The organism is Streptomyces sp. NPDC014623 (genome assembly GCF_043088245.1).
Lineage (GTDB): Bacteria > Actinomycetota > Actinomycetes > Streptomycetales > Streptomycetaceae > Streptomyces.
Window position 1 is genome coordinate 262,666 of record NZ_JBIBZU010000001.1, and the last position, 12,863, is coordinate 275,528.

The 12,863-nt window shown below is 70.9% G+C and carries 12 protein-coding genes; 6 read left to right on the top strand and 6 right to left on the bottom strand.

All coding sequences use genetic code 11. The features are described from left to right. Positions 1-352: 352 nt before the first annotated feature. Positions 353-1,933, bottom strand: a complete 1,581-nt coding sequence (locus ACF1FZ_RS01245) for a methylmalonyl-CoA mutase (RefSeq protein WP_391771308.1) — start codon at positions 1,931-1,933, stop codon at positions 353-355. A gap of 251 nt (positions 1,934-2,184) precedes the next feature. Here ACF1FZ_RS01245 and ACF1FZ_RS01250 point away from each other — a divergent pair, with 251 nt between their 5' ends. Next, the gene (locus tag ACF1FZ_RS01250) at positions 2,185-3,093 is read left to right on the top strand and encodes a L,D-transpeptidase family protein (protein ID WP_391771309.1); all 909 of its coding nucleotides are present in this window, start codon (positions 2,185-2,187) and stop codon (positions 3,091-3,093) included. 167 nt (positions 3,094-3,260) lie between these two features. On the opposite strand, the gene ACF1FZ_RS01255 is transcribed toward ACF1FZ_RS01250, so the two are convergent. From ACF1FZ_RS01255 to ACF1FZ_RS01275, 5 genes are all read right to left on the bottom strand, one after another. Further along, positions 3,261-4,370, bottom strand: a complete 1,110-nt coding sequence (locus ACF1FZ_RS01255) for a hypothetical protein (protein WP_391771310.1) — start codon at positions 4,368-4,370, stop codon at positions 3,261-3,263. Next, positions 4,370-5,053 (bottom strand): RNA polymerase sigma factor, encoded by a 684-nt coding sequence (locus ACF1FZ_RS01260; protein ID WP_391771311.1) that lies wholly within the window; start codon positions 5,051-5,053, stop codon positions 4,370-4,372. Before ACF1FZ_RS01260 ends, ACF1FZ_RS01255 begins: the two co-directional genes overlap by 1 nt. Positions 5,054-5,331: 278 nt before the next feature. Beyond that, positions 5,332-5,913 (bottom strand): hypothetical protein, encoded by a 582-nt coding sequence (locus ACF1FZ_RS01265; RefSeq protein WP_391771312.1) that lies wholly within the window; start codon positions 5,911-5,913, stop codon positions 5,332-5,334. Between the two features lie 128 nt (positions 5,914-6,041). Next, complete coding sequence (locus ACF1FZ_RS01270) at positions 6,042-6,548, bottom strand: hypothetical protein (protein ID WP_391771313.1); 507 nt, start codon at positions 6,546-6,548, stop codon at positions 6,042-6,044. Between the two features lie 113 nt (positions 6,549-6,661). Then, a complete protein-coding gene (locus ACF1FZ_RS01275; protein WP_391771314.1) occupies positions 6,662-8,248 on the bottom strand; it encodes a family 20 glycosylhydrolase in 1,587 nt (528 codons plus the stop codon). A 403-nt stretch (positions 8,249-8,651) separates the two neighbouring features. Between ACF1FZ_RS01275 and ACF1FZ_RS01280 the strand changes: the two genes are divergently transcribed. The 5 genes from ACF1FZ_RS01280 to ACF1FZ_RS01300 all read left to right on the top strand — a co-directional run bounded on the left by ACF1FZ_RS01280 (position 8,652) and on the right by ACF1FZ_RS01300 (position 12,767). Then, positions 8,652-9,182, top strand: coding sequence for a 2-oxo-4-hydroxy-4-carboxy-5-ureidoimidazoline decarboxylase (locus ACF1FZ_RS01280; RefSeq protein ID WP_391771315.1), 531 nt, complete (start codon positions 8,652-8,654; stop codon positions 9,180-9,182). Positions 9,183-9,349: 167 nt separating this feature from the next. Continuing rightward, the gene (gene sdhC / locus ACF1FZ_RS01285) at positions 9,350-9,730 is read left to right on the top strand and encodes a succinate dehydrogenase, cytochrome b556 subunit (RefSeq protein WP_356883948.1); all 381 of its coding nucleotides are present in this window, start codon (positions 9,350-9,352) and stop codon (positions 9,728-9,730) included. A 5-nt stretch (positions 9,731-9,735) separates the two neighbouring features. Next, on the top strand, positions 9,736-10,215 hold the full coding sequence (locus ACF1FZ_RS01290) for a succinate dehydrogenase hydrophobic membrane anchor subunit (RefSeq protein WP_391771316.1): 480 nt from the start codon (positions 9,736-9,738) through the stop codon (positions 10,213-10,215). Positions 10,216-10,245: 30 nt separating this feature from the next. Further along, positions 10,246-12,000, top strand: coding sequence for a succinate dehydrogenase flavoprotein subunit (sdhA, locus tag ACF1FZ_RS01295; RefSeq protein WP_391771317.1), 1,755 nt, complete (start codon positions 10,246-10,248; stop codon positions 11,998-12,000). Continuing rightward, the gene (locus ACF1FZ_RS01300) at positions 12,000-12,767 is read left to right on the top strand and encodes a succinate dehydrogenase iron-sulfur subunit (RefSeq protein WP_387391136.1); all 768 of its coding nucleotides are present in this window, start codon (positions 12,000-12,002) and stop codon (positions 12,765-12,767) included. The genes sdhA and ACF1FZ_RS01300 overlap by 1 nt, the downstream gene beginning before the upstream one ends. Positions 12,768-12,863 lie beyond the last annotated feature (96 nt).

Here is a 12,863-nt window from a genome sequence, read left to right on the forward strand (position 1 = left end):
GTGTCGCACGCGGGCACGACACTCCGTCCGGGCGGTTCACATGACGGAAGAGTCAGGAACCGCCGACCGCCCCACGAGGCCGGCCTGCACGGTGATCACGATGATGTGGTGACTCCGTGAGGGAGGCGGCCTCGCGGGCCGCGAAGAACGGGAGAGCCGCATGCCGCTTCCTCGGCCGGGTGGGGCCGTGAGGTGAGGCGGGCTGCTGAGACGAACGTGGTGAAGGGGTTCAGCGGAGCCTTTCCCTCCGCGTCACGGCCGTGACAGCGGTCCCGGCCGCCCCTGCAGCTCCGCCCCGGCCCCCGGCCGTGCCCAAAGGGCCCCGGACTCCTCCGGACACGCCGCGTGCGCCTCAGAACGCGTCGGACGGGACGTACGCGCCCCAGATCTCCCGCAGCGCGTCGCAGACCTCGCCCACCGTGGCCCGTGCCCTGAGCGCCTCCTTCATCGGGTACAGCACGTTCTCCGTGCCCTCGGCCGCCTTCTTCAGCTCCACCAGCGCCGCGTCCACCGCTCCCTGGTCGCGTTCGGCGCGGAGCCTCGCCAGCCGGGCCGCCTGCTGGGCCTCGATCGCCGGGTCGACCCGGAGCGGCTCGTAGGGCTCCTCCTCGTCGAGGCGGAAGCGGTTGACGCCGACGACGACGCGCTCGCCGCTGTCCGTCTCCTGGGCGATGCGGTACGCGCTGCGCTCGATCTCGCTCTTCTGGAAACCGCGTTCGATGGCGCCGACCGCTCCTCCCATGTCCTCGACCTTGCGCATCAGCTCCAGGGCGGCGGCCTCGACGTCATCGGTCATCTTCTCGACGGCGTAACTGCCCGCGAAGGGGTCCACGGTGGCCGTCACGTCCGTCTCGTACGCCAGGACCTGCTGGGTGCGCAGCGCCAGGCGGGCCGACTTGTCCGTCGGCAGGGCGATGGCCTCGTCGAAGGAATTGGTGTGCAGCGACTGCGTGCCGCCGAGGACCGCGCCCAGGCCCTGCACGGCGACCCGGACCAGGTTGACCTCGGGCTGCTGGGCGGTGAGCTGCACGCCGGCGGTCTGGGTGTGGAAGCGCAGCATCAGGGACCTGGGGTTCCTCGCGCCGAACTCCTCCCGCATCACCCGCGCCCAGATCCTGCGTGCGGCACGGAATTTGGCGACCTCCTCGAGGATCGTCGTACGGGCGACGAAGAAGAAGGAGAGCCGAGGCGCGAAGTCGTCCACGTCCATGCCCGCGGCGACGGCGGTACGGACGTACTCGATGCCGTCCGCGAGGGTGAAGGCGATCTCCTGCGCGGGCGAGGCGCCGGCCTCCGCCATGTGGTAGCCGGAGATCGAGATGGTGTTCCACTTCGGGATCTCGGCCCGGCAGTACTTGAAGATGTCCGCGATCAGCCGGAGCGAGGGCTTCGGCGGGAAGATGTACGTACCCCGGGCGATGTACTCCTTGAGCACGTCGTTCTGGATCGTGCCGGTCAGTTTGCCGGCCGGTACGCCCTGTTCCTCGCCCACCAGTTGGTACATGAGCAGCAGCAGCGCGGCGGGCGCGTTGATCGTCATGGACGTGGAGACCTCGTCCAGCGGGATGCCGCCGAACAGCACGCGCATGTCGTCGATCGAGTCGATCGCCACGCCGACCTTGCCGACCTCACCGGAGGCGATGGGGGCGTCCGAGTCGTGCCCCATCTGGGTGGGCAGGTCGAACGCGACGGACAGGCCCGCCGTCCCGTCGGCGATCAGCTGCTTGTAGCGGGCGTTGGACTCGGTGGCGGTACCGAATCCGGCGTACTGCCGCATCGTCCACGGCCGGCCCGTGTACATCGTGGGATAGACACCACGTGTGAAGGGGAAGGCGCCCGGTTCACCCAGTTCCTCCCCGGCCCGCCAGCCGTCGAGCGCCTCCGGCCCGTAGACCGGTTCGATGGGCAGTCCTGACTCGGACTCACGCGTCATGTGCTGTGCCTCCCGTTCAAGCTACTTGTCGACAACGAACTCGCGACGGCCTCCGGCGGCGGCGCCACGGCTCGCGGGAGCCCTCCGCCGGCTCCTGCCCGCCACAGATACCCGAAGGCCGTGACGCGCGATTTCATCATCCTCAGGATTCAGCGACCGGGCAGGACGGGAATCCGTCCCATGGGAGGTCCGTACCACGCGGCGGGTCCTGCACGGCCGGGCCGGCGACGGACACGAGCCAGGGGGCAGAAATGGGACGCAGAGGGACGAACAGCGGTGCGCGCGGACTGCGCCCGACGGCCGTGGCAGCCGTCGGACTGATCGCGCTCGCCACATTGACGGCGGGTTGCAAGGCCGAGACGGCGGGGGCCACGGGACCCACCTCCCTCCCGGTGGGGGCGTCGCCGTCCTCCACCGAGGGCGGCGGCCGGGAGAGCCCCACGGCCACAGCCCCTGCCACTCCCCCGGCCGCCCCCTCCCGGACGCCGGGCACACGGACGCCGGGCGCACGGCCCTCTCCGGAGCCCAGCACCCTGATGTCCGTCGGCGACCGGAGCGAGCGGGTACGGGAACTCCAGGCGCGGCTGCGCCAGACCGGCCACTTCGACCGCAGCCCCACCGGGTACTACGGCACCGCGACCCTCGCGTCCGTGCAGTCCTTCCAGGGCAAGCGGGGCCTGCCCCGCACGGGGAGGACCGACACCGTCACCTGGGAACGGCTGCTCGCGATGACGCGGGAGCCCACGCCGGAGGAGCTCGACCCGCCCGCCCCGGAGCCGGCCGCCGCGAAGCCCGACGCCCGCTGCATGACGGGCCGGGTGCTGTGCATCAGCAAGAACAGCCGCACGCTCGCCTGGATGATCGACGGCAGGGTCGTCTCGTCGATGGACGTGCGGTTCGGCTCGCAGTACACGCCCACGCGTGAGGGCACCTTCTCGGTGTACTGGAAGTCCCGCCACCACGTGTCGACGCTCTACGACACCCCCATGCCCTACGCCATGTTCTTCAGCGGGGGCCAGGCGGTGCACTACTCGCCGGACTTCGCGGCGCGCGGCTACAACGGCGCCTCGCACGGCTGTGTGAACGTCCGGGACGAGGGGAAGATCGCGTCGCTCTTCGCCCAGGTGCGGGACGGCGACAAGGTCGTCGTCCACCGGTGAGAGTGCGAGGGCGCGGGCGGGACCGGGGGAACGTGTCCCGCCCGCGCCGGATGCGCCGAGCCGAAGGTACGGGGGGAACCCCGGCTCGTTGCGCGGCCGATGACCAGTCGGCACTCATTACTGCGCCGGACCCTCCAGGAACGTTACAGCTGAGACGTTCGTGCAGGTCAGCGCGGTGCCGAGGAGAGCGCGGACCGTGAGTCCACCGTGGGGCCGGCCGGCGGCCGGGGGGTCGTGCCGCCCTGCGGCGCGTCGCCCTGCGCGCTCTCCGCGGGCTGCGTACGGAAGGTGAACGAGGGGAGTGAGCCCTTGCCGTTCCCGCCGTCGCTCCCGCCGTCGCTCCCGCCGTCGTCCTCGCCGTTTTCGCCGCTCCCGCTCCCGCCGTTACGGCCGCCCTCGCCCAGGAGGCGGTCGCAGAAGCGGTCCAGATTGCGTTCTTTGCCGGCCAGGTCGAGGAGCCGGCGCTCGCCCTCCCGGCTCAGGGCGTCCTCGCGGTGGTCGAGGCAGGCCTTGACCGACTTCCTGTACACCTCGGCCGGGGACCTGCCGGGCGCCTCGCGTCCGTCCGTGCCGTCCCGGGTACCGCCGGTGCTGCCGCTGTCCGGGCCCGCGCCCTCGCGGTCCGGCGCGTCCCCGCTGTCCTGTCCGCTCCGTCCGTCGCTCCCGGCCGTCCCGCCGTCCGTCCCGCCGTCCGGCGCCTCCGGCACGTCCGACGGTGCCGGAGCGCTCGGCACGCCGGGTGTGCCGGGGGCCGGCGGCGAGGACTGCTCACCGGCGCCGGGCACCTCGCCGGCCAGTTCCCCGGGGGTCGCGGCCGCCGAGACGGACGTGGCCGGAACCGGCGAGCCATGGCCGCCGAACGGCGTGGGAAGCATGCCCGTGCCCCCTGCCACCGCCACCCCGCCGAGGGCGCACCCGGCGAGCGAGACGGCGAGGCCGTAACGCGCCGGGCGGGTCCAGCGCGGGCGCCGTCGCGGAGCCGCCTGCGCCGCCCCGATCCGTACGGTGTGCGGCGCTTCCCGGCCCGCGAGGGCGGCAGGACCCGCCGCGCCGGCCGCCCGCTCCCGGCCTCCGGACAGCTCGCGGAAGGCCGCCAGCGCGGCGGCCTCGCCGGGCAGTTCGCCGTCGGTCGGGCCCGAGGACCGCAGGGCGAGAAGGGCGGCCTCCAGCCGCCGGGCCCCGGTTCTCGCGTGATCGTCGACGGACTCGACGGACTCGCCACGAAGCAACATCTCCGCCGCGTCCGCATCAAGCCACTCGTGCTGCTCGTCGGCCATCACATGTCCTTCTGCGTCCACGGACGCGAATGCGTCACACCGGCGGGCGCCACCGAGCCCTGGCGGCCGGGGCGTTGCGCGGGTACGGCGCCGAGTTCCGCGCCCACCGCCGGAATTTCGTCCTCCGGGCCGTGGTCGGCCCCCACCAGCTCTGCCAGCCGCTTCAGTCCGCGGTGGGCCGCGGTGCGTACCGCGCCGGGCCGCTTGCCCAGCGTCCGGGCCGCGCTCTTCGCGTCGAGACCGAGTACCACACGGAGCACGACCGCCTCGGCCTGGTCCTGCGGCAGCTGCGCGATGAGGGACAGTGTGCGCCCGGTGGCCAGCGACTCCAGCGCCTCTCCCGCCGTGTCGGACTCGGCGGCCTTCCCGGCCAGCTCGCTCTCGTCACCACCGATCGCCGGGCGCCTGCCCCGCATCCGGATGTGATCGAGCGAACGGTTGCGCGCTATCCGGGCCGCCCAGCCGCGGAACCGGTCGGCGTCCCCGCCGAACCGGTCGAGGTCACGCGCTATCTGCAGCCAGGACTCGGACGCCACGTCCTCGGCGTCCGGTTCACCGACCAGCGTCCGTATGTAGCCCAGCAGCCGCGGGTGCACAGCGCGGTACACAGTCCGGAAGGCGTCCTCGTCCCCGTCCTGTGCCGCGAGCACCGCGGCGGTCAGCTCCGCGTCGTCCCCCAGCACTCCCTCAACCCGCCCTGCTGATCCGAATCGTAGCTGGTCACCACCACTGCGCTACTCTGCGCGACTCAGCACGCTACGTGCTCGGACAGCGCCCCGTCCATGACTTGTACAACTTGCAACTGTCTTCTGGCCCGGTGCGGTGTGACAGAAAACGCACCCGTGGCGCTGAGATGAGTACGGGGTCGCCCTGCGGCCCTGCGGAAGACGGCCGGGGCCTCTCCTGTGGGGGGTGGCGGCCCCGGTCGTCGTTCCCTCCCCCTCATGGCGTCACTCCGGGACTACGCCGTCGGCGCGCTCCGGCCGCGAGCGCGGCGGGACATCACCGCGCGCAGCACCCGCCGGCCCTCGGTCGACAGGTCCAGCACCCGGCGCAGGCCCGCTCCACCGCCCGCCGCCCCGGTGGTCCCGGCGAGACTCTCCAGAATTCGGATCTGGCGGCGGAGTTCTCCCGTGACGAGCGGACCGCAGCCCGGTGACCCGCCGGTCCGGCAGTCCCCCGACGTCTGCGCGCCGTCGCCGGCCGGGACGTCGGACTCCCGGTGGACGTCCAGCGCGAGGAGCGAACAGGCGTCCGCCCAGGCGCGCAGAGGCACCGCGTCGAAGCCCCGGGGCGCGGCGCCGAGCAGCGTACGGACGCGGGCGGCCGTGGCATCGCGCTCCGCCGCACCCTCCAGCGCCGCGTACGCGGCGTCGAGCCGGCCGGCCCAGTCCGCTCCGCTCTCACAGCCCGCCCAGAGCGTGCGCAGCGGCTCCGGGTCGTCACCGTCCTCCGGCGGCGGAAGACAGCGGTCCAGACAGGCGACCCCGCTCGCCGCGAGACCTCGCTCATCGGCACGAGCGATCAGCTCCAGCAGACTCATCGGCGCTTCCCCCATCGGTCCATCGGTCTCCGGGAGCGCACCGCTTCCCGTTACCGCATACAGCGCCGGTTGGCCGAAAAGCGTCACTCCCCCGACCCGGAAGATCACTCGTAAGATCCCGGCAGGACTCAGCCGGACCGTCTCTCGATGCCCAGACGGTCCAGGAATGCCAAGAAAAGCTCCTCGGCGGACCACTCCGGGTGCTCCACGCGCAGCAGTTCGAGCAGCGGGCCTTCAGGGACACCTTGGCCGGTTTCCGCCGCCCATTGCACGGCTCGGGCCGCGGCGTCCTCGGGTGGCAGGAAAAGGTCCTCGACCGTCGCCCCGTTCCGGTCGAGGAGCGCGGCCATCGGGGCCCTGCCCAAGCAGGCGTACCAGGATCCGCTGTACGGCGCCGCCGCCTCGACGGCCACGCAGACGCCGTCCATGACGGACCCGAGGAGGACCGGCGCCCGTGCGGCGCCGGCCAGCGCGGTCATGCTGCCGGGCGAGGGATCCACGGGGTGGGACCAGACCTGCCAGCCGTCCGCGCGGTGCTCCCTCAGCGTCAGCCGCTCGCGCGCGTCCCGCAGCGCGGGGTGGCCGATGAGCGGCTCACCGCTGCGGCCCACCAGATAACAGCCCCAGAAACCCACGTCGCGCTCCCCCCGCGGTCCGGGTCGTCATTCTTCCCGCCCGGATCCACGGGGAGGACATGAAAACGGGTCAACCGGGCGGCCCACGGGGCCGTGGAGCGCTCGGCCGCGGCTCAGCGGGTCTCGTCCGCCAGCTCCTGGAACTGCGCCCAGGTCAGCTCCGGCTCCCGCGGGTCCCACAGCTTCTGGGAGACCGCGTTGAGCGGCATCCGGATCCCCTCGGCCACCTGCGCCTGGGTCTGCGCGTCCGGGAAGTCGCCCCAGACCGCGAACCGGCCTCCCAGGATCTGCTTCGAGTACCGTCCGGCCACCGGCTCGGTGCCCCGCAGGACGAGCGGGGTCCACTGCTCGTAGATCCGCTCGCCGGTCGGGTACGTGAAGTCGTTGGGCTGGCCGAGCACGTAGTAGAGGTACTCGTCGTTGAGGTTGATCACCTTGCGGCCCTCGGCCAGATAGTCCTGGGGCGGCCGGGCGCCGATCTCCTTGCCGGTCCAGTACTCGACCTCGATGCCCTTGTCGGCCGTGACCGTCCCCCCGCTGAAGAAGCCGTCGTTCCACGCCTTGGGGATCTTCCCGGCCTTGCGGACGACCTCGGCGCGGTCGTTCAGCCAGCCCTCCGTCAGGTCCTGGACGGTGGCGTCGTCGCCGTACTTCTCCCGGGCGGCCGCGGCCAGTTGCGGATAGGAGGCCGCGGGATCGCTCACCGTGAGCGCCTGGTACTCGTCCGCGCCGACGTGGAACCAGCCGCCGGGGAAGAGCTCCGCGTACTCCCGGAGCAGGTCGTCGACGATCTCCGCCGATCCGGCCTTCGAGATGTCGATGGCTCCCTGCCGCGCGACGCCCTGCGTGTCGCGCAGCTGGAGATCGGGGTGGGCGCGCATGACGGCACCCAGGTGCCCCGGGGAGTCGATCTCGCCGACGACGGTGATGTGGAGGCTCTGCGCCAGCTTCACGATCCGGCGGACCTCGGCCTTGGTGAGGTGGTCCTCGGACACCACCTCGGGGTGCGACCCGGACTCGATCCGGAAGGCCTGGTCGTCGGAGAAGTGGAGGCCGAGCTGGTTGAGCTTGAGGTCGGCCATCTCGCGCAGCCGGTCCTCGATCCAGTCCGCGCTGTAGTGCTTGCGCGCGATGTCGAGGTTGAGCCCGCGCTGCGGCCGGTCGGGGGTGTCACGCACCACGCCCTCGGGCACGGTGCTGTCGGCGTTCAGCGACTGCTTGAGGGTGCGGGTCCCGTAGAAGACGCCTGCCTGACCGGGGCCGCTGATCGTGACCCGGTTGCCCCCCGTCTTCAGGGTGTACGACTCCGGGCCGCCCTTGCCCGGGGCCGTGAGCGCCAGCTCCACGTCACCGGACCGGGCGGGCTTCTCGCCCCGGTAGCCGATCCTCAGCTCCTGCGCGAGCAGCTTCGCCTCGTCGGCGAGCTCGGGGTCGGCCGCGACGACCGTGCTGTCCTCGGCCGGTTTCCAGCCGGGCCCTCGGGCGGCGGCGTGCTCGCGGACCGCGGGTATCGTCCGCGGTGTCGTGGACAGCGGGTAGCTCCGGGTGGGCGACGGCGAGGCGGACGTGCGGGACGAGGCCGACGCCCCGTTCCCGGAGCCGGAGCCGGAGCCCTCGGGCCAGACGGCGACGGTGAGGGTGACGGCGGCTGCCGCCGCGACGGCGGCGCCGGCCACCAGGGGCGCGCGTGAAGGCGTCATCGGTCAGAAACCTCCGGATCGGGAGAAAAACAGTTCAAGGAAGATGAAAAAATCGGGCATTTCCCCCGTCGGCACGTCCATCAAGCGCTCCGAAACTCTCCCGTCCGGGTGAATTTCTCGCATCCTTCGGCTGCGCGTTGCCCGGTCTCGTTAGCGTGACAGCACAGAGGAATCAGTTCTCACTCCCGTCTCCCGCGCAACCTCGTCGCTCTCCGGTCCCTCTCCAGGGTCACAGAAGTCATTCATTCGAGGAGTCCCGCTGTCCAGGTCCAGCGAGCCCCACGCCGACCTGCCGAAACCCCCGCAGCAGGCCGGGCGGACGGCCGTGCCCGTCCAGACCCGGGGCCTCACCACGGGCCTTCGGGAAGCTCCGGCGGAGGCCCCCGTTCCGGAACCAGTGTCCGTGAGTACGCGCCCGAGTGCCCACTCGAGCGGCCTCGGGCGCTTCAACGCCTGGCCGCCGGACCTCGCCGAAGCCGCCCTGCTGGAGTGCTGCGGCAGCACCCGCTGGGCGCAGCGGGTGGCCGCCCACCGCCCCTACCCGGACCTGGACACGCTGCTCGCCGCGTCCGACGAGGCGGGGTACGACCTCGCGCCCGCCGATCTCGCCGAGGCGCTCGCCACGGAGAGCGCCCCCCGCCTGCACCATGACGCGCCGCGCGCCGCCCACCTGGCGCTGCGCGCCGCGCACGCCGCGTACGAGAGCCGGTTCGGCCATGTCTTCGTGATCCGCGTCGAGGGCCTGCGCCCCTCCCAGCACGTCGACCAGGTGCTGGCCGCCATCCGCACCCGGCTGACGCACGAGCCGGACGAGGAGCGCGCCCTGACCGCGGAGGAGATGCGACGACTCGCCCGGGACCGCATCATCGAGCTGCTGACGGAGGCAGACCTGACACCCGGCCCCCTCCCACCGGTGGCATATGACCCCGGGTAGCCCGTCCGTGCCTGTTTGACTGCCGCTTTGATCACACCTGCAGGCCCCGCCGCCATGGAACCGACAAAGCGTCGCTACGATGGCCGGGGCCGGTGGACCGTACCCGGCCGGGTCAGACCGACAGTCAAGCCGGCCGACCCCAATCCCCGCTCCCGGAGGGTTCTTCCGTGCCGGCTGGAACGCTGTACCGCGGCCGGGAAGGCATGTGGTCCTGGGTGGCTCATCGAGTCACCGGTGTCCTCATTTTCTTCTTCCTGTTCGTACACGTCCTGGACACCGCTCTCGTGCGTGTCTCCCCCGAGGCGTACGACGATGTCGTGGCCACCTACAAGACCCCGCTCGTCGCGCTGCTCGAATACGGCCTGGTGGCCGCAATCCTCTTCCACGCGCTGAACGGTCTCCGCATCGTCGCCGTGGACTTCTGGGCCAAGGGCCCGCGCTACCAGAAGCAGATGCTCTGGACCGTCCTGGGTATCTGGATCGTGCTGATGGCCGGGGCCCTGTACCCCGTCCTCGGTCACGCCGTACGTGAAGTCTTCGGGAGCTGAGGCCGATGTCCACCGAGACTCCTTCTTCCGCGATCGGTGACGTCGAGGGCGCAAGCCTGTTCGACGTCGACAACCCGGCCCCGGTGATCGAGCCCCCGCGCAAGCGCACGGGCAAGACCCCCAAGGGTTCGCGCACCAACTTCGAGATGTACGCCTGGCTCTTCATGCGCCTGTCGGGCATCGTGCTGGTCGTCCTCGTCATCGGCCACCTGCTGATCCAGCTGGTGCTCGACGGCGGCGTCTCCAAGATCGGCTTCGCCTTCGTGGCCGGCCGGTGGGCCTCGCCGTTCTGGCAGGTCTGGGACCTGGCGATGCTGTGGCTCGCCATGCTGCACGGCGCCAACGGCCTCCGTACGGTCATCAACGACTACGCCGAACGGGACAAGACCCGCTTCTGGCTGAAGATGCTCCTGTACACCGCCACGGTGTTCACCGTCCTGCTGGGCACGCTGGTGATCTTCACCTTCGACCCGAACATCCGCTAGGCGCCGGGACAGAGGGACCAGAGGAAAACCATGCAGATCCACAAGTACGACACCGTCATCGTCGGCGCGGGCGGCGCCGGCATGCGCGCGGCCATCGAGTCGACCAAGCGCAGCCGCACCGCCGTGCTGACCAAGCTCTACCCCACCCGCTCCCACACGGGCGCCGCGCAGGGCGGCATGGCCGCCGCGCTGGCCAACGTGGAGGAGGACAACTGGGAGTGGCACACCTTCGACACGATCAAGGGCGGCGACTACCTGGTCGACCAGGACGCCGCCGAGATCCTCGCGAAGGAGGCCATCGACGCGGTCCTCGACCTGGAGAAGATGGGCCTGCCGTTCAACCGCACACCCGAGGGCCGCATCGACCAGCGCCGCTTCGGCGGTCACACCCGTAGCCACGGCGAGGCCCCGGTCCGCCGCTCCTGCTACGCCTCGGACCGCACCGGCCACATGATCCTCCAGACGCTGTACCAGAACTGCGTCAAGGAGGGCGTGGAGTTCTTCAACGAGTTCTACGTCCTGGACCTGCTGCTCCAGGAGGTCGACGGCGTCAAGAAGTCCGCGGGCGTCGTCGCGTACGAGCTGGCGACCGGTGAGATCCACGTCTTCCAGGCGAAGTCGATCATCTTCGCCTCCGGCGGCACCGGCAAGTTCTTCAAGGTGACGTCCAACGCCCACACCCTGACCGGTGACGGCCAGGCCGCCGCGTACCGCCGCGGTCTGCCGCTGGAGGACATGGAGTTCTTCCAGTTCCACCCGACGGGCATCTGGCGCATGGGCATCCTGCTGACGGAGGGCGCCCGTGGTGAGGGCGGCATCCTCCGCAACAAGGACGGCGAGCGCTTCATGGAGAAGTACGCGCCGGTCATGAAGGACCTCGCGTCCCGTGACGTCGTGTCCCGCTCCATCTACACGGAGATCCGTGAGGGCCGCGGCTGCGGTCCCGAGGGCGACCACGTCTACCTCGACCTCACGCACCTCCCGCCGGAGCAGCTGGACGCGAAGCTCCCGGACATCACCGAGTTCGCGCGTACCTACCTCGGCATCGAGCCCTACACGGACCCGATCCCGATCCAGCCGACCGCGCACTACGCCATGGGCGGCATCCCGACCAACGTCGAGGGCGAGGTGCTGGCCGACAACACCACCGTCGTCCCGGGCCTGTACGCCGCCGGCGAGGTCGCCTGCGTCTCCGTGCACGGCGCCAACCGCCTGGGCACCAACTCGCTGCTCGACATCAACGTCTTCGGACGCCGTTCGGGCATCGCCGCCGCCGAGTACTCCGCGAAGAACGACTTCGTCGAGCTTCCCGAGAACCCGGCGCAGCTGGTCCAGGAGCAGGTCGAGCGGCTGCGCAACTCGACGGGCACCGAGCGGGTGCACGCGCTCCGCACGGAGCTGCAGGAGTGCATGGACGCCAACGTGATGGTGTTCCGCACCGAGCAGACCATCAAGACGGCGGTCGAGAAGATCGCCGAGCTGCGGGCGCGCTACCTCAACGTGTCCATCCAGGACAAGGGCAAGCGGTTCAACACCGACCTGCTGGAGGCCATCGAGCTGGGCAACCTGCTCGACCTGGCCGAGGTCATGGCGACCTCCGCGCTGGCCCGCAAGGAGTCCCGCGGCGGTCACTACCGCGAGGACTACCCCAACCGCGACGACGTCAACTTCATGCGCCACACCATGGCGTACCGCGAGGTCGCGGACGACGGCACCGAGTCGATCCGGCTCGACTACAAGCCGGTCGTCACGACCCGCTACCAGCCGATGGAGCGTAAGTACTGATGGCTACCCCGACCCTGGACAAGACCGACAAGGCCGAGGCGGGCTTCGCCGACACCCCGTACATCACGGCCACGTTCCGGATCCGCCGCTTCAACCCCGAGGTCTCCGACGAGGTCCAGTGGCAGGACTTCCAGATCTCGATCGACCCGAAGGAGCGGGTGCTCGACGCCCTTCACAAGATCAAGTGGGAGCAGGACGGCACCCTGACCTTCCGGCGCTCCTGCGCGCACGGCATCTGCGGCTCCGACGCGATGCGGATCAACGGCAAGAACAGGCTCGCCTGCAAGACGCTGATCAAGGACATCAACCCGGAGAAGCCGATCACGGTCGAGGCCATAAAGGGCCTCACGGTCCTCAAGGACCTCGTGGTCGACATGGACCCGTTCTTCCAGGCCTACCGCGACGTCATGCCCTTCCTCGTCACCAAGGGCAACGAGCCGACGCGTGAGCGCCTGCAGTCCGCCGAGGACCGCGAGCGCTTCGACGACACCACCAAGTGCATCCTGTGCGCCGCGTGCACGTCCTCGTGCCCGGTGTTCTGGAACGACGGCCAGTACTTCGGCCCGGCGGCGATCGTCAACGCGCACCGCTTCATCTTCGACTCGCGTGACGAGGCCGGTGAGCAGCGTCTGGAGATCCTCAACGACCGTGACGGTGTGTGGCGTTGCCGCACGACGTTCAACTGCACGGACGCCTGCCCGCGTGGCATCGAGGTCACCAAGGCGATCCAGGAAGTGAAGCGCGCGCTGATCACCCGCCGCTTCTGAACCGGGAGTTGCGCCAGGAGGCCCCGTTCCCCGCACCGGCCGTGCGGGGGGCGGGGCCTCCTGGTGCATCGGGCGGTCAGGGACGGTACGGTCGTG